A 20,046-nucleotide genomic window follows, 5' to 3' on the forward strand; every position below is an offset into this window, starting at 1 on the left:
GTTAATTCAAAGAAATTACCCTTATCTGCTACAAAATATTTAGATTTTGGTAAAAAAGTACCTAAGATAATTTCCATACTACTAGCCTTAGGTACTTATCTATTTATCCATTTATCTTTTTTATCAGCTTCGCCACATTACCGGCAAATCTTTTTACCGTTTCCACTCCTTCTTTATCCTCAAGGGCCTCGCCGGGTGCTTTTCCAAAAACTATATTCCAGTAGGTGGAGCCTGGTACAATCATTTCATTTATAAAATAAAACATGAGCATCTCTTGATATGTAGTAGATAAACCTCCACGACGTGCAATAGCAATGGGTCCTCCTACCTTCCAGGATAGGAATCTGTCGGTACCATAGGAGACCATGCCAATTCTTTGAATGACATTCATTAAGTCACCCCTGGCTGTGCCAAAATATACAGGGGCGCCAATAATAAAGCCTTCTGCTTCTTTTACCTTTTCCAGTATTTCATTTAGGCCATCATCTAAAACACATTTTTTCAACTCGGTACACTTTCTACAGGCTATACAGGCGTCAATTTTTTTACCTGCTAGAGATATAATCTCAGTTTCAAGCCCATTTTCCTGGATAGTTTTTTCGCACTCCATCATTATCTGCATTGTGTTACCATTTTTCTTTGGGCTTCCTGAAAGTAATACTACTTTAGCCATATTCAACCTCCTGACTTTTTTTGGTATGTCCACATTTTATCACATTGCAGCTAACATTCAAATGTCAGGTATGATTATTTATTTGTTATTGCTAATTTGTTAAACTTTGCTGAATCATAAAAATATCTTATGCTTTCCTTGTAAAAATAGAATAATTTGTAGAAAGTAAATCTTGTCAGAGTAAATTATGTAGGGCAGGATATACTATGGAAAAATTCACAACAAGCTTATCTTTTATAATTAAGTTTATCCCTGGCATAAGTGTTAAATGGTGCTATTAAAAATTATATCATGCCTTATGAAGAAAGTTTAGAAGACAGTATAATGGAGGTTTTTATGATGAAGACTTTCGCCAATGGAAAAGAACACAACTCTATAAAAATATGGAGACATGTTCCTTTAGAGAAATGGAATAGCTGGCAGTGGCAGCTAAAAAACCGCATCACATCTATTCATGAATTAAAAGAAGTTATAAACCTCACCAGGAAAGAAGAGGAAGGCATTAACAGGGCCCTTGAAAGCTTGAGGATGGCTATTACACCATATTATGCTTCTCTTATGGATCCCAATGATCCTACCTGTCCTGTAAGAAGACAGGCAGTACCGGTGTCTTTGGAATTACAAGACGGGGAATATGACCTTGAGGACCCACTCAATGAGGATATAGATTCCCCTGTGCCTGGCCTAACTCATAGATATCCTGACAGGGTATTATTTCTTGTAACTGACCAGTGTTCAATGTACTGTAGGCATTGTACCCGTAAACGCCTTGCAGGAACCCATGATAAATCCATGCCCTCTAAACAAATAGAAGATGCACTAGAATACATTCGCCAGACCCCCATGATCCGTGATGTTATATTGTCAGGTGGGGATAGCCTTTGTATATCCGACAAAAAATTAGACTATTTACTGGGAAAATTACGGGAGATATCTCATGTAGAAATAATAAGGATTGGCACTAGAACACCTGTTGTCATGCCCCAGCGTATTACCAGTAATTTGTGTAATACTATTAAGAAACACCATCCAGTTTATCTAAATACACACTTTAACCATTCTAAAGAGATTACTGAAGCAGCAGTTAGCGCCTGTTCAATGCTTGCTGATGCCGGTATTCCCCTGGGAAACCAAACTGTGCTCTTAAAAGGCGTTAATGACTGCCCTTATATTATTAAAGAACTAAACCATAAGCTTCTTCAAATGCGGATTAGACCATACTACATATATCAATGTGACCTGTCATCAGGCCTGGAGCAGTTTAGAACTTCTGTTGCCAAGGGGATTGAAATTATTGAACTTTTGAGAGGTCATACCTCTGGATTAGCTGTACCTACATATGTGGTTGATGCCCCTGGTGGTGGAGGAAAAATACCAGTGATGCCCCAATACCTTATTTCCCAGTCAGATGAAAAAGTCATCTTAAGAAATTATGAAGGGGTAATTACAGCTTATACAGAACCAAAAAATAAAACCAGCAGCTGTGAAGCTTGTGAAGAATGCCAATATTCACCACGCAGTACCATGGTTGGTATTGAAAAACTGCTCAATAACCGTAAATTAAACCTGGTTCCCAGGGGGAACCTAAGAGAAAAACGAAAGGAAAGATTTCACTAATGAAAATTGAAGAGATAATTTTTGATAAGGAAACTAAAACAAAATTTTATGGGAAACTCCATGGAGTGCTTTTTAATAAAACAAATGAAGATTTTCAGGTATCTGAGTTTCTTGACTATACTAATGAACGTATCAAGGTGCTAGATTATGAGTATTCTAAACTATCTTCTCTAATAGATTACCTGGATTTCATGGGAAAGGAAAATAACCTAAGCAAAATTCTGTTTAATGCACGAGAAAAGGATTGGGAGAAGCTTCAAGCTGCAGGTTATTTATTAGAAGGTCAAATGAGAACCTACTTTAAAGGCAGCCCTGTATTCTGCATGTCCAGGTTTATGACTTCTAAAAGACAAACAAGTAATACAATACATAAAGAAAATGAAATCATTGAAAATATTTTAAAAAGCAAGGTTAAGCCGTTAAAAGGGGTGCTTCCTCCAACCGGTTATTCTGTTAAGACAGCTGCAAAAACTGATATAACTGAACTTATAAAATTATATGATGAGGTTTTTAGTACTTATCCAACTCCTTTAAAGGATCCAGCCTACTTAGATATGGTAATGGACAATAATGTTATCTTTAAAACCATCCTTTGGAAAGGGAAGATTGTTAGTGCAGCGTCAGCAGAAATGGATTTAAAAAATCTAAATGCTGAGATAACTGACTGTGCCACACATCCAAGGTTTAGGAGCAATGGCCTTGTTAGCGTACTAATAAGTGAACTTGAAAAAGAAATGGCTAGTCGTGGTATTATTACACTTTATAGTCTTACCAGAGCCTTATCAAAGGGAATGAATATAGTTTTTTATAAATTTGGCTATAACCAGCAGGGAAAATTTATAAATAATTGCCATATATGTAATAATTTTGAGAATATGAACTTGTGGGCGAAAGAGCTTGTTTTACTTCATTAGTATATTTATTAATCTACTTCACAGGGTGACCACGCCATTAGAAAAAGCGGCAGGTAAATATCTACACCTGCCATAAAAGCATGCCTATACGACTCTTGGTTTTCTTTACAACCTTATTTTCTGTATTTTTGTTTTTTTGGAGATAGTTTTCTACAGTGGCCTGGACTTCCGGGGTGATCTGGGTATACATGGCAATATGAGTAATGATCTCCTGGTAAACGTCCTCCAGATCAACCTCTCTTTCACTATAATTTTCTTCAAAAAGTACATTGGGCAGGTAGCCCATTGCATACACAATATTAAAAGGATATATAATGTCTGGTGTGTAGGTTTTGTAATCCTCTCCTAATATCTCCCTGGCTATTGTCTCCTGAAGGGGATATTTTCTCGGTCCAGCAAAGCTGCTTATATAGCAGTAAGACTTTGATGCATCAAGCATTTTCTTAATGGTATCCAGACTGTTAATTCCTGGAGACATGGAAGCAAAAACAAGGTCAAAATTTTTAAACCAGCCCATGGATTGCAAATCAATATCTTCCCATTTCTCAGTAAAGGTTTGAATACTGGTAAGGTTTCTTTTGGCAGCTTCTTTTTCCAAAATCTCAATCATATTTTCAGCAGGGTCTAAAGCCCATACCTGGGCCCCCATTTCAGCAAAAGGTATGGCAAAGCTTCCAGGGCCAGACCCAATATCCAGTATTTTCATGCCCGGAGTAATCTCAAGGCTGCATTTTGAGAAAAACTCTATAACAGAAAACCATCTCCTGGTCTTGGTTTCTCCACTGGTTTGCTTTGCATAGCCAGCAGCCCTTTTATTCCACCTATCAACAGGATATTCCTGATAGCCTGCAGCACCTATTTTTGAGCTTGATCTTCTTCTGGCTTTTTCCCATACATAATCCCAAAACTCTGCTTTTCTAATATCAATGTCCATTTTTTTCACCTCTGTATTATCTATAACACCTTATTTTTTTATTCTTCAATAGAAAACTGTTTGTTTTAATTCTTACTAAAGCTAACCAAAAACTAGCCAGAAGAACCGTCCCCCTGGTTGGAGGATATATAGCACTGCCAGGATGACAGGCTGATGCAGCAGATAGATTATTAAAGTTTTTTTGCCAATCATTGAAACAGGATTGTTTTCCAGATTTATTCTGAAAAGACTCCTTTTTTCAGGATAAAGTATACGTGCTAGAAATATACCATATAAAAACAGGCCTGAATAGGGAAGGAGTGGATAGTAATCAAGGGCATAATAGCTGGGGGAGGTAAGCCCAATAAATAGTAAGTAGTCATGGGACATGGGTATTGTTAAAATAGCCTGTCCTACCAGGATCATTATTGTTCCAGTCAGCAGCAGCAGAGAATTGTTTAGTTTTCTATAAACAGGATATAATAGAACACTTACTCCCAGGAAATGAAGTATGCCAAAGGCAATAAATACCTGCGGATCGTAAATGTATGTTGCAAGGGTAATGACCATGGCAACAGCCAGGATTTTCATTCCCCGCTTCCGGTTGTTCTTGCTGAAGCTGCAGGAAATGGCAGTGATAATAATAAACAGATAGGCTGCAGCCTTGCCTATGATAAAGACAATACCTGTGCTGTATTCAATAGGGAAATTATAAAACTCATTCAAATCCCAGATGATATGAAAAAAAATCATAAGGATTAAAGCAATTCCCCTGAAAAAATCTATTTCCCCTACCCTGCCCATATTCATTGCTTGAGACATTGTTTATCCACCCCGTCAATCTAATTCGTGCTAATTGTATTATACACCATATGGCAGTCCATGTGCCGAATTTAGCCAGGTTGTTCTTAGATAGTTTCCCAAGTTCCAATATTTGCGTTATAATAATGCTAATACAAAAGAAGGGAGAGCAGCTAATGCGCAAAAAAAAGTATAAACAGCTTTTTATGATATTTGCTTTTGGCAACCTTGTACCCCTGGCCTTATTACTCATCATCCAGGGATATGACCCGAGGCCATTTTTAGCAATTTTTAATGTGATTATGATGTTTGTAATTGGCTTTTACGTCATTAGAGACATTACCGGAAGGCTCTAATCCAACCCTTCTAATCCAACCCTAATATGCAAAATCTGCAAAACAATTGGACCGGACAAAATATAGACAAAATATTAAGTTATTAAAGAGAGGTTTTAGTTAATGGAAGAAAATAAACTATGGGGAGGTCTTAATAAACCTAACCTCAAGCCCCAGGAAGCAGATGTAACAATTATTGGGCTCCCATTTGATGAGGCCAGCAGCTATAGAAAAGGCTCAGCCCTGGCTCCTCAAAGACTGAGAGACATTTCATATCATATCCCTCCATCTACAGAGGATGGTCAGCCCATATCAGGCCTTTCCCTTGTGGACATTGGGGACTGGTCACCTTTAGGATTAGGTCAAGAGAATTATTTTATGCAGGTAGAAGAAAAAGCTGCTGGGTTGTTTGGTAATACATTTCCCATTTTTATTGGTGGAGATCATTCAGTTACAATTCCCATACTAAGGGCTGTCAATAAGGTATACAGCGAACCTGTAGGTATAGTCCACCTGGATGCCCACCTGGATTTGTGCAGCATATTGGAAGGAAACAGCTTATCCCATGGCTGTACACTTAGAAGGGGGCTGGAGCTTGACTCCTTTTCATTAGAAAATACATATTTTATTGGCATTAGATCCTTTGAAACACAAGAATTAGACTTTATCAAGGACAAAAAAATCAATATATATAATTCTCGACAGATTTTTGAAAAGGGAGCAATTGGCATTGCCAAGCATGTATCTGAAAAACTGTCTGCACTGCAAAAGGTTTATTTAACAATTGATATTGATGTATTAGATCCTGCCTTTGCACCGGGAACTGGAACTCCCAAATCAGGTGGTATTAGCTCCCGGGAACTACTTGAAATGCTGAGAGTTTTATCTGAGCTTCCCCTCATTGGCATGGACATTGTGGAGCTTTCGCCACCCCTGGACTGTTCAGATATCACAGCTTTTGCAGCTCAAAGAACCATAACAGAAATTCTCGGACATTTAGCTAAAAAGCTTTAAGTATTTCTTTAAGCTCACTTAATTTCTCAGGTTTAGAGAGAATTTCGCCTGGTGCGTCAACCTTGCTTACAAGAAAGTCTAATTTATATTCCACATCCAGCATTTTGTAAAAATACTTGATGGTTTTTCTGGAACAGTCATGTACACCCTGGAGATTCATGCCGGCAGTTGAGATAAACATGCCTGGCCTTGTTGGCTTATCAGCATGCTTTAAAACGTATTTTCTGGCCCAGTACATTTGGGCCCTGTCAACCATGGCCTTGGCCAGGGCATTAATATTCATAGAAAAAACTGGTGCTGCTATTATTATTTTATCTGCATCCTCTATCTTTTGAAAAAGGCTCACCAGATCATCCTTGAATATACATTTGCCTGTCTTGGAACATGCTTCACAGCCTATGCAAGGCTTAAAATCTAATTCTCTCAAGCTGACAGTTTCAGTCTTGTTTCCAGCCTGGGCCAAATATTCAAGTGCTGTATCCAGCAAAATTGTACTGTTACCCCTGGGCCTGGGGCTGCAGGCAATACCTAAAATATTCATAAACTCAACCTTTCTATTAATTTTGATAAGCTTTATAGATATTGCAGCTATCTTGGAGCAAACAAAGCTGCTTGGATCTGCAGCTTATAAACTTTATCTTGTCATATGTATAGTGTAATAAATTTTGATATAATATTTAGCAAAACTTAAACCATAAAGGGGGAAGATGCTGCCGTGCAGTCTATTGTGATAGTATTTTATTTTATTGCAGTTGTGTTTTTTATTATTGGGTACTTGATACGTTTTCAAAAAATGTATAATTTAATGGCTGGTTACAAGGCCAGCAGCAAAAAAGGCAATATTACAGATCCCGAGGGCCTGGCACGGGAGATTTTCTGGCTATGCATGGTACTAGGTGTGCTTTTTTTTATTGTACCCTTCTTCATCCATATTCCCCATGCTCCGCCCATTATTTTTGGAATAGCAATATTCTATAGTATTATTGCAGTTTTCAGGGCAAATATGAAATATGACAGGCGCTTTCAGAAGCCTCCACGCCAGTAGCATGACATACCCTATATATTTATTTTTTGCGCAAGTAATATGGCATTCTAATATATATACGTATTGCTGCAATTAGTATAATAGAGGCATACAACCACCATACGTGTTGGTTAAAAATTCTTATTCCCAGAGGAATTAGGATTGTTATAATCCCTATAGTAAAAAGCCATTTGCCCATGAAACTGCTTAAGCCCTTTTTGTCTTTAATAAATCGCTCTTTATAACCAGCAAGTAATCCAAGCTTTTGCTTGATCCAGATTAGGTACCCCAAAAAACATACTAATAAGCCTGTAAATATGAGAATAATCTCATCTCCAGCAAGAATAAGTTGTCTTTCAATATCCAAAAAAACCACCTGCCTAATTTGACATTTGTTGGATTAAATTGTATAAATAATATACAACTATAATCTTAGTATAATGGAGGGTGAATAATGAGTACAGAAAAAAATTTAAAAGAAGCTTTTGCTGGGGAATCCCAGGCAAATCGTAAATACCTGGCCTTTGCAAAAAAAGCTGATGAAGATGGTTACGGCACAGTAGCCAAGTTATTCAGGGCAACTGCTGAAGCAGAAACAATTCATGCCCATGCCCATTTAAGAATATTAGGCGAAATCAAATCTACAAGGGAAAATCTCCAGGCTGCAGTTGAAGGTGAAACATATGAATTCACTAAGATGTATCCAGATTTTATTGAAGAAGCCGAAAAGGAAGGCCACAAGCAGGCGCAAAAGTCATTTGAACTTGCCAATGAAGCAGAAAAGGTCCATGGAGACTTGTTTAAAAAGGCATTAGAAAATATTGACCAGAAGGAAAACATGGAATTCTTCCTTTGTGAAGTATGCGGAAACATTGTTTTAAACAGTGCACCTGATAAATGTTCTATTTGTAATGCCCCTGCAAGTAAATTTAGAAAGATAGATTAACTATTGCAGCCCACAGCCCACTATTCATGTGGGTTGTTTTAATCAATAACCAAGAACCAAAATCAAGGAGGCGTTAGCAATGAAGAATATGTTAGTCGCTGTAGATGGTTCAGAAGCCGGCCAAAAGGCCGCCGAAAGGGCCCTGGAACTGGCAAAAGCCCTTTCAGCCAAGATAACTGTAATCTCAGTAGCAGTACCAGCTCCAGCTCCAATTCATTGGAGTGGGACACATTTTTATTATGATGAATTATTGGAAAGACAGAAAAAACAGGCCCAGGAAATAGTAGAAAAATACAAGGAGTTTTTTGAAAAAGAAAAGCTGGAGGTTACAACAATGATCAAGGAGGGTGACCCTGCAGAGGAAATAAACAAGACTGCCAACTCTGGTGACTATTACATGGTGGTCATGGGAAGCAAGGGTTTAACAGGCATCAAGAGAGCCCTTATAGGTAGTGTGGCCAACTATGTTGTTCAAAGTTGTAAAATTCCCGTGCTTGTTGTGAAGTAAGCTATGCTAAAAAACAGCGGCAGGAGATTTTGAATAAACTGTCAAAACCCCTGCCGTTTTTTATAAATATTTCTTAAATATGACAGCAAAAGTATTACGTAAATCTGACACCAATCACAATTAGAAATCTAAAGTCTTTAAACCTATTTCTTTGGCAAGTCTGTTCAATTTTTTGTCGGCACATACAAACAAACAATTTTCGTCCATGTTATCCTTAAATGTAGCCAATTGAATTGCATCAAGGGTTCTTAATTCCTTAATCCTTCCATATTTTTTTAGCAAACCTTCCGCTTCGTCAATTAATGCACCATAAAAACTAGTGATCTCAAATCTGTTTTTACAGTCGTAATCGAATTTCTCATACGCTAAATCAAAAACATCAATAGATATTTCTTCTGTTCTTAATCTCTTGCAGAGGGCTGAAACAAACTCTATTCTTGATAAGTTAGATATATAAATGGTATTATTCCTATTTTCATATATTGGTTCTACTATTTCAGTACCTAACTCTATGTGATATATTTTGAATAGTGCTGAGGTATCAAAAAAGAACGATTTCATACTCTATCTTCTCTTTCAAGTGACAAGTCATCAGCCCAGTTAACTTTAGATCTAGCAAGAAGTTTTTGTATATCCTTATGTGAAATTACTTCTGCCTGTCTCCCCACTTTTTTCTCTGTATTAGTATTCCGCAATAGCTTGATATAATCATATAACATAGGCAGAACACGTGGATCTAACTTATTAATATCGTTTATAATTTTATCCTTTAATTGCATTATTATAACCTCCTGCAATTATTTTACTCTATTGTATCATATTTTAGCCCATTTTCCTTTAATAAAGAAAACTTAGCTTGCGCCAAGCCTTTTGACGTCAGCGCAAGCCTTAGTCTAGTGAATGACGAACAGGACGTTCTAATGTCGGCTATGCAGCTTAGACGCGGCGTTTTAGTCGACCACTATCTATCTTGTGGAACTTATACTTTCTGCCCTGAAAATAAAATTTTCTTCCATCAGTGGTGCCGCGAAGCGGCATGGATGTCTGTTAGTGCAAAAAAATAATGCCCTGTGCCTAATTAGCCTTCTCTCCAGAAGCTTTCCAGGTCTGTTGCTGCCAGTAAAAGCTGCTTTGTATAGTCAGATTTGGGGTTGTGAGTTATATCTATACAATTGCCTTCCTCAATTATTTCCCCATCCTTCATTACTCCAATATAGTCACAGATGTGAGCTGCCATGGCAAGGTCGTGGGTAACCAGGAGCACTGCCAGATTCATATCAACAGCAAGGCCCTTTACCAGGTCCACTATCCCTTTTTTTGTTGATGCATCCAGCATTGATGTTGGTTCATCAAGGCCAAGAAAAACAGGCTTTAACATTAAAGCTCGTCCCAGGGCAATCCTCTGCCTTTCCCCTCCGCTTAATTCATGGGGAAATCTATTATAATATTTTAAGGGGAGCTCAAGCCTGTCCAGCATCTCACGCACCTGGCTCTCAGCCTGGCTGGCTGACCATACCTGGCCGTGAATAATAAGGGGCTCAGCTAGTATCTCATTGACCCTGTAGCGAGGGCATAGGGAATTATATGGATCCTGCAGCACCAATCCCATTTTTTTTAACAGCCTACGCCGCTGCCAGGCTGTACCTCCTGTTAGTTCCTTGTTTTCTAAGAGGACCTGTCCCTTATCGGCCCTTTCAATGGCAAAAATGATTTTCAAGGTAGTGGTTTTCCCACTGCCGCTTGCCCCAATTAGCCCAAAAACTTTACCAGGGTTAACTTCAAAGCTCACATTGCCCACAGCTTTAATAATTTCTTTGTTTCCAGTTCCCGGCTTGAAAAACTGTTTTTCTGCATTTATCACCCTTAGAACAGGGCTGGCTTCTTTAAGCATATGCTGTCTCACCCTTGGGAAGTATCCAATATGAATTATCAATTAATTCTTTAAAATACCCATCTGTATCCTGGACTGCTTTGCCATCCTTCAAAACTATTTTTCTGTCACAAAGAGATCTGACAAGCCTCACGTCATGACTGATGAACATCATGGACATATTTTCTTCTCTTTGAAGCCTTCTTACAACCTTGAGGAGATTGGCCTCTGTCAAAACATCAAGACCAGTAGTTGCTTCATCCAGGATTAAGAGTTCCGGCTTACATGCAAGGGCCTTGGCTAGTGCTGCCCTTTGCTTCATTCCCCCACTCATCTGGTGTGGGTAGTATAAAAGAACCTCGTCTGGAAGCTGGGTAAGCTCCATGAGCTCCCTGCACCTAATGTGTCTTTCTTCACTGCTTAAATCTGGACAATGGTGCTTTAGAACCTCCTTGATGCTGCATCCGATCTTCATTACAGGATTAAAGGAATTCATGGCTGCCTGGGGCACCATGGCAATCTTCTTCCATAAAATACTCCTATATGCATTAGGCTGGTTTAATAAACTATCCCCATGCAAGTAGATTTCTCCTGTACACTCTCCACCTATATGATCCATCATCCCCATTGCTGCCCAGGCAATGGTGCTTTTGCCACTGCCTGATTTACCAACCAGTCCCAGGGTTTCACCCCTGGAAATTTCCAAAGACACATTGTCAACAGCTAGAGTATTTTCTTTTTGAGATTTATTTCGAGATGTATACCAGACCCTTAAGTTTTTTATTCTTAGCATATTGCTACCTCCCTAACCGGGGATTAATACGTGCTTCCACATAAAAACCTAGAAGCAGAAAACTTACAGATAAAAGGGCAATACACAAGCCTGGAGGAATAATCCACCACAGCCATGCATCAGTGAGAATTGCATTTCTAACCTGGGCATAATACAAAATGGTTCCCCAGCTTTTACTTAATGGTGTACCCAGTCCCAGAAAGCTTAATGACGCTTCAATAAGTATAGCGTAGCTGGCCGTCAGCATAAAGCGGTATACTAAAAAGGGCAGTATCTCCCAGATAATATGTTTTCTTAAAATATATGGGGTGCTGGCGCCCAGGGCCTGCAGGGCTATAATGTATTCCTTTTGACTAACTTTTATAACCTGGGACCTTATGACCCTTGCTGTAGCAGGCCATGTTACTAGCCCCATGACAATGATTAAGTTAAAAAACCCTGCACCAAGGTATGCTGCCACTACTATAATCAGGGGCAAAAAGGGGATAACTAGAATCAAGTCAGTAAACCTCATGAGGAGCTCTTCCCCTTTTCCCCTGAAGTATCCTGCTAGAATTCCCACAATGCAGCCAATGCTTACAGCTATAGCTGCAGTGAGTATGCCAAGTGTAATAGATACCCTGCTCCCAAAAACCAGCTCGCTGAAAATATCCTGACCTAGATCATTGGTGCCAAGGAGATGATTTCCACCTGGTGAACTGAAGGGTATGCCTACCCTCTCATAGGGATCGTGGGGAGCTATTATGGGCGCAAGTAATGCCACAACTGCAAAAAAGGAAAGGATAATGACTCCTGTCACGAACAATTTTTTCTCAGTTCCCCAGGTATTTTTATCAAGAAGCTGCATTTTCTTTCACCACCCTGGGGTCTATAATTGGATAAATCAAATCAGCAATATAGTTGGCCAGTATAACCATTAATGATATAAGTAAGAAACTATACTGGAGCAGGGGATAATCCCTGGCAATTACTGCTTCATACATTATACGGCCTATACCCGGATAGGAAAAGACTGTTTCCACTACAATTGCACCACTAAAAATATATCCCAGATCCATCATGAAAATTGTAAAAACAGGCAGCAGGGCATTTCTCATAATATAACGGTACTTGATTATTTTATCTGACAGGCCCTTGGCCCGTGCCATTAACACAAAGTCCTCACCCAGAACCTCTAAAAGGGAATAACGCATTGTTAAAAAGAAGCCTGATAATGATAGGATAACCAACGTTGCCAGGGGTAAAAATAAGTGCCACAAAATATCATAGACCCTGGCAAGGCCTGTGTAGTCAGTCCAAAGAGAATAAGCACCGTAAATGGGAAATAAATCCAGCTTTACCGCAAAAACAGATATAAGAATCATGCCTATCCAAAAGGAAGGTGCTGAACTAATGAATGAAACTACAAGAAGCAGATTAACATCCAGCCTGCTCTTTCTCTTTAAGGCTGCCATTGCCCCTAAAAATGATCCCAATACTGAAGCTATTAATAAATTGCTAAAAGCCAGCAGCAGGGTCCAGGGTACAGCAGCCCATAAAACCTGGGTTATGGGCTGCTTTTTCGTGTAGGAATCTCCCCAGTTAAAGGTTACAAGGTCTTTTAGGTAGTATAAATACTGGACTAGTAATGGTTTATTTAAATGGTACTTTTCCAGGACTGCTTCTTTTTCTGCAGATGTTAGCGACCAGGCCTCCTCTCCCACCAGGAAAGCTAGAGGGTTTCCCGGCAAAAGTCTAGGAAGAAGGAAATTCATGGTTACAATTAGGATAATTAGAATGAGATACTGTATTAACTTTCTACTTCTAAGCCTTTGTAATATAAATCTAGTTTGCATTTTTCTTTAGCTTTAATCCCTTCGCTCCTATGATCAACAAAACCACAATTATTACAGCCCAGTACCAGGGGGTGCCTTGCTTGCCTTCTTTTGCAGCTCCAGTTTCATTATCTGCTGCCTGACTGCCATCCTGTAACCCGTCACCTGGCAGAAAAGAAAACTTGTTTATAATCCCCACACCCTTTTGCATTACATATCCGTCATAGGCATCCTTGTTATAGGCAGCTGCTACCTGGGGATAATATAAGGTTACAAAGGGCACCTCATCAGCTGCTGCCAGCTGCATCTTTTTAATAATCTCCAGTCTAGACTCTGGGTTAAGGGTGTTTTGGAGCTCTCGAACCAACTCATCAAAACTACTGCTTTTATACGCTCCTATATTTAGAGTTCCAAGACCTGTATCGGAAGCAAACAGCTCAACCAGGGCATCAGGTCTCATCTGGGTTGGTGCTGACCAGCCCCACATTGCCATCTGGTAGTTTCTGCCCTGGGTAACATCAAAGCCTGGCCACACTAGATCATCCAGGGTATTAGCTTCCAGGGAAACAAGCTTAACTCCTATTCCCACTTCCTTTAGCTGCTCGGCTATTACCTCAGCGGTTCTGATTCTAATAGGATTATTAGCCCCCACTAAAAGTTCAAATTCCAGGGCCCTTCCATCCTTGTCTAAACGAATGCCCTGCTGATTTTTCTCAGTAAAGCCAAGGCTATCTAAAAGCTCATTACTTCTGGAAATGTCCCTGTCAAATACAAGCTCTTTCATTCCGTAGGACAGACCAGGGTGGAAAAACCCCAGGCTTCCCCTGTCACCGTATCCCAGAAGAACTGTCTGCACCAGATCTTCTGTATCTATTGCATGAGCAACTGCCTGTCTAAACTCCTTAACATTAAAGGGGTAAACCTCATTATTTAACTGTAAAAGGGTAGTAGTTAAGCCTGGGCCACTTTTAATTTTTATCTTGCTGTCATTACTGAAACCAGAAATCAGCTCTGGAGCTAGATGGGCTGTAGTTGCATCAATTTGGCCGGCTCGTAATGCCTGGAAAATGGAACCTGTATCCTTCATAATGGGCATGACAATATTTTTAACCCTCGGCGTGCCCATGAAATAATCATCAACCCTTGTAAATCTATAATACTGTCCGGGCTTGTATTCTACAAGCTGGTAGGGTCCACTTCCAATTGTTACCTGAGCCTCTTCAGCTTTGGCAATGTCCTGATAAATATGCTTTGGATAGATTGGGAAATCGGCTAATGCCTGTACTATAAAGTTTGGACTGGCTTCCTTTAGTACTATTTCAAAGCTTAACTCATCTTTAATATTTATTTGTTCAATTTGACTGGCAATTCTTTTCCACCTAGAGCTGTTCTGGTCCAGGGCATAGGTAAAGGCAAATTGAACGTCCTCTGAGGTTACCTTTACTCCATCATGCCATTGCAGGTTATCATGCAATGTCATTGAAAACACTTTAAATTCAGAATCCACGTCATATTCCTTTGCCATCCAGGGAATTGGTTCATTATCCTTATCCATTGCAAATAAGCTGTCATAAATTAATCTCATTACTTCAATGCCCGGATATCCCCTTACATATGTAAAAGGTGTCAAAGTATTTTCATCAGTGTGAATTGCTATGGTCAGGTTTTCCCTTTCAGCTTCCGACTGGGCCAGGGAAATGCCAGTAAATACAATCATAGTCACCATAATTAAGACCATCATAATCAAACTTAAAAGTTTTTTCACTCCTATCACCCTATCTCAAATAATTTCTTGCTTTATTATACTATCAGGTTATCTAAGTGATATTTCCCCTCCCTGCGATATGCTTCAGCCAGGGCATATCTGCCATGACTGCACGCACCATGATACAGATGCAGGGCCTTATCTATATGCCTGTGGGCTTCTCTGCCCTTATCATAATTATTGGTAATATCTGCCCAGTTTGGTATAATGGCACTCATTGTTTTACTTCCAAAATACCTCTCGTAGTGCATACCACTAAACTCCATCTGGCTGGTCAGCTTATCCATGGCTGCTTCCTTTTTATCCCAGACATCAGCCACATCTATAATACATGTGGGGTGCTCTGGAGTCATATAATATATTGTTGGGATTGGATGGCTGGAGAGACCTGGCATTTCCTCTAGAGCATAATCCCTTGCGGCCAATGCTATGCTTTCTAGTATCAAGAGCATGGCCAACCTTCTATCAGGGTCCAGGTCATGGTAGGAATGCTCGGGATCCTGGGTTATTATTATGTCAGGCCTGATTTCTCTAATAACCCTTATTAATTTCTTTTTAGCCTCTGGAGTAACCTCCACCTCACCTGCTTTAAACTGGGTAAAGCTCATTTCTACACCAAGTACATTTGCAGCTTCCATGATCTGGGGCCTGGTTTCTTCCCTTGACAGCATAATTGACGCAAAGGATTTGCCTCCCTGTAAAACATTTTTTGCAAGGGCTCCCCCACACTCCACAACCTCCATACCGTAAACACCCAGCAGCAGCATTCTTAAGCCTTTGTTTTCCAAGATACTTCATCTCCCTTAGATAATAATTTAATTTTAAAAATATAAAAGCCTACCTCTCCCTGCTGGAAAAAGTAGGCCTTCTTGACCTATATAAATTTATTGCCTTATACATTACCTAAATATCCGTTACTTAATCTCTTATAAACACTTACCTCATGATAACCTTCATGGCTATCTTTACTTATTATTTATTCGCCATGGCTCCAAGTATTCCTTCTGGTGTACCGAAAAATTTTCTGTAACAAGACAAAGGAACCGTCCCCTTGTCTTTATTTGAGAAAGCTTTCTCCAAATTCTTCACACCTGGCCACCATTTCCCCGTCAGGATTCCAGTATGCTTTTAGGCCGTCATTTACCACATCAAAGCCTGCATCTTTTAGTCTCTGGGTTAGAATATCCACAGATTCACCGCTCCAGCCATATGACCCAAAGGCAGCAGCTTTCTTGCCCTTAAACCCTAATCCCTTTACCTCTTCCAGCAGTCCTGCAATGTGAGAAAGAATAGTCCTGTTCACTGTTGATGATCCCACAAGGATTCCCTTGGATTTAAAAATTTCTGTGATTATATCATTCTTGTCAGATTTGGCCGCATGGAACAGCTTTATTTTCAATGTTGAATCAGTACGTTTAAGACCCTGGACAATTGCTTCCGCCATTTTCTTTGTTGAATTCCACATGGTATCATAGATAACAGTAACCTGATTCTCTTGATAGTTATCTGCCCATTTGGCATAAAGCTCAACTATCTGCATGGGGTTGTCCCGCCAGATAACCCCATGACTTGGACAAATTATATCAAGGGGGACATTTAGCTCTACAAACTCTTCTATTTTCTTGGGAACAAATTTGCTAAAGGGTGTTAAAATGTTTGCATAATATTTCATAGCTTCTGCTATAAGCTCACACTGATCAACCAGATCGTTAAAGAGAACCTCTGTTGCATAATGCTGACCAAAGGCATCGTTGCTAAAGAGGATATTATCCCCTGTTAGATAGCAGAACATGCTGTCTGGCCAGTGGAGCATAGGAGCCTCAATGAAAATTAGCTCTTTATCACCTAGATTAACCTTATCACCTGTCTTTACAATCTCGAAGTTCCAGTCCTTGTGCATCTGTGCCTTAAGCATTTTAGCACCGTTTTTAGAGCAATAAATTGGTGTGTCAGGTATCCTTTTCATCAATGCTGCAAGGGCGCCACTGTGGTCTACCTCTGAATGGTTGGCAACTATAAAGTCAATATCTTTTAAGTCTATTACCTTTTCCAGGCTGTCCACATACTCATGGGCAAAGGGTGTCCAGGCAGTATCAATCAGGACATTTTTCTTATCCCTAATTAGATAAGAGTTATAGGTGGAGCCCCTGTGCGTGGATAATTCATACCCATGGAAATGCCTCAGTTCCCAATCAACCTTGCCTACCCAGGTAACACTATCAGTTATTTTCATGTTAATATAAAACCCTCCTTAAACTTCTTTTTTTATCTGACTAGAAAGTCAGTTTGCGTATGATTATTTTAATTTTAACCTTTTTTAATTTTAACCTTTAAAGTCAGTAACGTTGCAAAAAAACATTTAGAATTTGTCAAGTTATAATAAATTTTGATAATCAAAGAAATGCTGCGAATTAAGAAGATAAAATAGATATTTTGCTGTATTTGCATTAAAAAATCCTTTATAAAGGTAGTCCTTGCCAAATCTTTAATATAAAGGAGTAAATCATGCAAGGCAAGGATATCAATAAATCCACTTTTTTTCAACTGTTTAAACCAATAATTAACGAAAATTTTTTAAGTTTTTTATCAGACATGGAAGCCGATAAGTATTTCAAGAAGTTTAACACATTAGAATTCATTGAACTACTAGCCAATTCTCAGATTAATCAAAGAGCCAGTTTAAGAGATATTAGCAATGACTTTAATAATGATGAATTTTGCGAAGCTTTTGATTGTGAATCCTTTAGTCCTTCACAAATATCTCGTAGATTAAGAGATCTACCAGTAGAGGTAGTAGCTTATTTATTCAAAAATATCACTACGCAACTTGGTAAAGAACTTGGTCATGATAGAATACGTCAAGAAATGGGACGGTTGCTAATACTTGATTCTAGAACCATAAGCTTATGTTTATCCCAGTTTAGATGGGCTAAATTCAGAGAAACTAAAGCAGGGATAAAGCTTCATTTACTACTTGAATTCTGCAATGGTGTGGTTATACCAGAAAAAGCAATAGTTACACCAGCAAAGCCTGCAGATAAAAACATGATGGATGATATGATAATCTATGAACAAGGAACCATCTATGTTTTTGACAGGGCGTATGTTGATTATGAGAAATTTGATGCATACTGTAAAGAGGGTATTTACTTCGTCAGTCGCTTAAAAAGCAATGCAATAGTAGAAGTAATAGAAGATTATCCAACCTCTGGTAACATAACAAAACATCAGCTAGTACGCCTTGGTAAAGATGGCTCTACAAAAATGGAGCATCCCCTACAGCTTATAGAGACACAAGACAGTAAAGGCAATAAGATAATTATCATAACGAATAAGCTAGAACTATCTGTAGATGAGTTAAGTAGTATTTACCTCTATCGCTGGCAAATAGAAGTATTTTTCAAATGGCTCAAACAGCAGTTTTGCATTAAGCACTTTTATGGGCAAAGTCCCCAGGCAGTGGAAAACCAGATACTAATAGCACTAATAACACATTGCTTGCTGATGCTGCTTAAATTAAAAACTGGCTATCAGGGTTTAATGCTAAATTTTAAAAGAATGCTAATCACTTGCTTATTAGAAGCATTTAGTACATTTATTCGCAAGCTTCATCGAAAACCTAAGCGGACCTCGAAGGGGCGACGAAAAATTGACCACGAACTAACTTACAAAATGACTCTAAGGCAGGTGATAGCAGGCGAATCAGATCATTTAGATGATCTTACTTATGACCCAGTACTACTGTAAAGCGCATACTGTCAAAATGTGGATAAGGACTACCCCTTACTTCGCCTTTTTGGCAATTTGATCAGGAAATTTAATTGTTAAATTTAAACATATTTAGCTTAATTATCCATAGTTAATTATTGCTATTTTCTGGGTTTGACAATGTTAGAAAATTTTTATGCAACACTACTGCTTTAAAGTAAAAATCCTTTATAACTTTTAGATTTAATTTTTAATTCTGTCATGTGCTGCATGATAGACAATATTTTTAATATTCCCACCTGCCATGTAATTTTTACATTGTTCAATAAAAAAGTCCACAGCAGCGTCCATAAACTGGTCTGTAAAGGCTGCCGAGTGAGGAGTTACCACAACCCTGGGATGGCTTTTTAGTGGATGATCTATGGGAGCAGGTTCCTGGGCAAGAACATCTAAACCGCACCAGGAGATTATGCCTTCATCTAACGCCCAGAGCAGGGCATCTTCATCAACTGTTGACCCCCGACCAAGGTTAATAAACACTGTACCCGGCTTCATTTTCCCAAACAGTTCCCGGTCAAAATAATTAGCAGTTGTTTGGGAGCTTGGCAAGAGATTTACTGCTATTTTGCAATCTGGCAGGATATCATGAAGACTGTCTGGAGTTATCCATTTAATATTATCCTGGAGCATCTTTCCAGGCAAGGTGCGTCTTATGCCGTAGACATTAACATCAAAGCATCCTGCCATCTGGGCCAGGATAGTGCCTATTGAGCCGCAGCCTATGATTGCCATGCTGCATCCCCTGATATCAAAAGACTCTCTGGCAGCATCTGATCTGTAATTCTGTTTAACAGTCTGCACCCGGGATGAGTATATTATTCCCCTGGAGAATGCCAGGATAAATCCTAGGGCATGCTGGGCCATGGGGTAGCCATGATAGCCGGAAGAAGTGGTAAAAAGCACTCCAGAAGCCTCAATTTCAGGGGCAGCAATGTAATCAGCACCAGCTGAAGGGGTTGCAATCCATTTAAGGTTTTTTGCTGCCTCCAGCCATTTTACTGGAAAGGCCCACCCAAAATATATGTCTGTTTGGGGCAGTTGTTCATATATATCATCACTTTTACTGTTGTAAACCTCCACTTCAACATTGGGCAGAGCTTCTCTAATCTTCTTGATATGGTGCTCTTTTATTTTCCAGAAGTCATATTTATGATTTAAATTAATCAGCAGCTTGATAGGCAACACTCCCATTATTTAGCATTTTAATATTATATATTGCTTCTATTCTTTTTAAGCTTTTCCTTCTATATACATAAATCCTCATAATAATTTCACATTTTTACCAGAGATT

General features: G+C 39.1%; 23 protein-coding genes. 8 read left to right on the plus strand and 15 right to left on the minus strand.

Going from position 1 to position 20,046, the window contains the following annotated elements; genetic code table 11:
• Positions 1-103 precede the first annotated feature (103 nt).
• Entirely contained in the window at positions 104-673 is a 570-nt protein-coding gene (locus K364_RS0109725; RefSeq protein WP_028307871.1) for a flavodoxin family protein, read from the minus strand.
• A 336-nt stretch (positions 674-1,009) separates the two neighbouring features.
• On the opposite strand from K364_RS0109725, the gene kamA reads away from it, so the two are divergent.
• Positions 1,010-2,290 (plus strand): lysine 2,3-aminomutase, encoded by a 1,281-nt coding sequence (gene kamA / locus K364_RS0109730; RefSeq protein WP_242841677.1) that lies wholly within the window; start codon positions 1,010-1,012, stop codon positions 2,288-2,290.
• Positions 2,290-3,204: a putative beta-lysine N-acetyltransferase gene (gene ablB, locus K364_RS23490; RefSeq protein ID WP_051533933.1), complete on the plus strand. Its 915-nt coding sequence runs from the start codon at positions 2,290-2,292 to the stop codon at positions 3,202-3,204. The genes kamA and ablB overlap by 1 nt, the downstream gene beginning before the upstream one ends.
• A 61-nt stretch (positions 3,205-3,265) precedes the next feature.
• Here the strand turns inward: ablB and K364_RS0109740 are convergent, their stop codons facing one another.
• Positions 3,266-4,138, minus strand: a complete 873-nt coding sequence (locus K364_RS0109740; RefSeq protein WP_028307873.1) for a class I SAM-dependent methyltransferase — start codon at positions 4,136-4,138, stop codon at positions 3,266-3,268.
• Between the two features lie 81 nt (positions 4,139-4,219).
• Positions 4,220-4,939, minus strand: coding sequence for a heparan-alpha-glucosaminide N-acetyltransferase (locus K364_RS0109745; protein ID WP_028307874.1), 720 nt, complete (start codon positions 4,937-4,939; stop codon positions 4,220-4,222).
• Between the two features lie 155 nt (positions 4,940-5,094).
• Between K364_RS0109745 and K364_RS0109750 the strand changes: the two genes are divergently transcribed.
• Together K364_RS0109750 and speB are read left to right on the plus strand one after the other, a co-directional pair.
• Complete coding sequence (locus K364_RS0109750; RefSeq protein WP_028307875.1) at positions 5,095-5,274, plus strand: hypothetical protein; 180 nt, start codon at positions 5,095-5,097, stop codon at positions 5,272-5,274.
• Positions 5,275-5,376: 102 nt separating this feature from the next.
• Positions 5,377-6,267: an agmatinase gene (gene speB / locus K364_RS0109755; protein ID WP_028307876.1), complete on the plus strand. Its 891-nt coding sequence runs from the start codon at positions 5,377-5,379 to the stop codon at positions 6,265-6,267.
• Here speB and K364_RS0109760 read toward each other — a convergent pair.
• Entirely contained in the window at positions 6,254-6,808 is a 555-nt protein-coding gene (locus K364_RS0109760; protein ID WP_035268487.1) for a flavodoxin family protein, read from the minus strand. The genes speB and K364_RS0109760 overlap by 14 nt on opposite strands.
• A gap of 174 nt (positions 6,809-6,982) precedes the next feature.
• Here K364_RS0109760 and K364_RS0109765 point away from each other — a divergent pair, with 174 nt between their 5' ends.
• Positions 6,983-7,312, plus strand: coding sequence for a DUF3784 domain-containing protein (locus tag K364_RS0109765; protein ID WP_028307878.1), 330 nt, complete (start codon positions 6,983-6,985; stop codon positions 7,310-7,312).
• Between the two features lie 19 nt (positions 7,313-7,331).
• Here K364_RS0109765 and K364_RS25565 read toward each other — a convergent pair whose 3' ends face one another.
• The gene (locus K364_RS25565) at positions 7,332-7,658 is read right to left on the minus strand and encodes a DUF3784 domain-containing protein (RefSeq protein WP_051533934.1); all 327 of its coding nucleotides are present in this window, start codon (positions 7,656-7,658) and stop codon (positions 7,332-7,334) included.
• Between the two features lie 87 nt (positions 7,659-7,745).
• Between K364_RS25565 and K364_RS0109775 the strand changes: the two genes are divergently transcribed.
• The gene (locus K364_RS0109775) at positions 7,746-8,237 is read left to right on the plus strand and encodes a rubrerythrin family protein (protein WP_028307879.1); all 492 of its coding nucleotides are present in this window, start codon (positions 7,746-7,748) and stop codon (positions 8,235-8,237) included.
• A gap of 79 nt (positions 8,238-8,316) precedes the next feature.
• The gene (locus K364_RS0109780; RefSeq protein ID WP_028307880.1) at positions 8,317-8,745 is read left to right on the plus strand and encodes a universal stress protein; all 429 of its coding nucleotides are present in this window, start codon (positions 8,317-8,319) and stop codon (positions 8,743-8,745) included.
• A gap of 120 nt (positions 8,746-8,865) precedes the next feature.
• Here the strand turns inward: K364_RS0109780 and K364_RS0109785 are convergent, their stop codons facing one another.
• From K364_RS0109785 to K364_RS0109825, 9 genes are all read right to left on the minus strand, one after another.
• Complete coding sequence (locus K364_RS0109785) at positions 8,866-9,306, minus strand: type II toxin-antitoxin system VapC family toxin (RefSeq protein WP_028307881.1); 441 nt, start codon at positions 9,304-9,306, stop codon at positions 8,866-8,868.
• Positions 9,303-9,524, minus strand: a complete 222-nt coding sequence (locus K364_RS0109790) for a hypothetical protein (RefSeq protein ID WP_028307882.1) — start codon at positions 9,522-9,524, stop codon at positions 9,303-9,305. The genes K364_RS0109785 and K364_RS0109790 overlap by 4 nt, the downstream gene beginning before the upstream one ends.
• Positions 9,525-9,823: 299 nt before the next feature.
• Positions 9,824-10,636, minus strand: coding sequence for an ABC transporter ATP-binding protein (locus K364_RS0109795; RefSeq protein ID WP_028307883.1), 813 nt, complete (start codon positions 10,634-10,636; stop codon positions 9,824-9,826).
• Entirely contained in the window at positions 10,629-11,408 is a 780-nt protein-coding gene (locus tag K364_RS23500) for an ABC transporter ATP-binding protein (protein WP_051533935.1), read from the minus strand. Before K364_RS23500 ends, K364_RS0109795 begins: the two co-directional genes overlap by 8 nt.
• A gap of 4 nt (positions 11,409-11,412) precedes the next feature.
• Complete coding sequence (locus tag K364_RS23505; RefSeq protein WP_051533936.1) at positions 11,413-12,255, minus strand: ABC transporter permease; 843 nt, start codon at positions 12,253-12,255, stop codon at positions 11,413-11,415.
• Positions 12,242-13,243, minus strand: coding sequence for an ABC transporter permease (locus K364_RS0109810; RefSeq protein WP_051533937.1), 1,002 nt, complete (start codon positions 13,241-13,243; stop codon positions 12,242-12,244). Before K364_RS0109810 ends, K364_RS23505 begins: the two co-directional genes overlap by 14 nt.
• Complete coding sequence (locus K364_RS23510) at positions 13,233-14,987, minus strand: ABC transporter substrate-binding protein (protein WP_051533938.1); 1,755 nt, start codon at positions 14,985-14,987, stop codon at positions 13,233-13,235. Before K364_RS23510 ends, K364_RS0109810 begins: the two co-directional genes overlap by 11 nt.
• A 35-nt stretch (positions 14,988-15,022) precedes the next feature.
• The gene (locus tag K364_RS0109820; protein ID WP_207640842.1) at positions 15,023-15,775 is read right to left on the minus strand and encodes a PIG-L deacetylase family protein; all 753 of its coding nucleotides are present in this window, start codon (positions 15,773-15,775) and stop codon (positions 15,023-15,025) included.
• 269 nt (positions 15,776-16,044) lie between these two features.
• Positions 16,045-17,226 (minus strand): anaerobic nitric oxide reductase flavorubredoxin, encoded by a 1,182-nt coding sequence (locus tag K364_RS0109825; RefSeq protein ID WP_028307886.1) that lies wholly within the window; start codon positions 17,224-17,226, stop codon positions 16,045-16,047.
• A gap of 266 nt (positions 17,227-17,492) precedes the next feature.
• On the opposite strand from K364_RS0109825, the gene K364_RS0109835 reads away from it, so the two are divergent.
• Complete coding sequence (locus tag K364_RS0109835) at positions 17,493-18,734, plus strand: IS4 family transposase (RefSeq protein WP_028307888.1); 1,242 nt, start codon at positions 17,493-17,495, stop codon at positions 18,732-18,734.
• Between the two features lie 204 nt (positions 18,735-18,938).
• Here the strand turns inward: K364_RS0109835 and K364_RS23515 are convergent, their stop codons facing one another.
• On the minus strand, positions 18,939-19,937 hold the full coding sequence (locus K364_RS23515; RefSeq protein WP_051533939.1) for a D-2-hydroxyacid dehydrogenase: 999 nt from the start codon (positions 19,935-19,937) through the stop codon (positions 18,939-18,941).
• Positions 19,938-20,046 lie beyond the last annotated feature (109 nt).

It is taken from the genome of Desulfitibacter alkalitolerans DSM 16504, assembly GCF_000620305.1.
Taxonomy (GTDB): domain Bacteria; phylum Bacillota; class DSM-16504; order Desulfitibacterales; family Desulfitibacteraceae; genus Desulfitibacter; species Desulfitibacter alkalitolerans.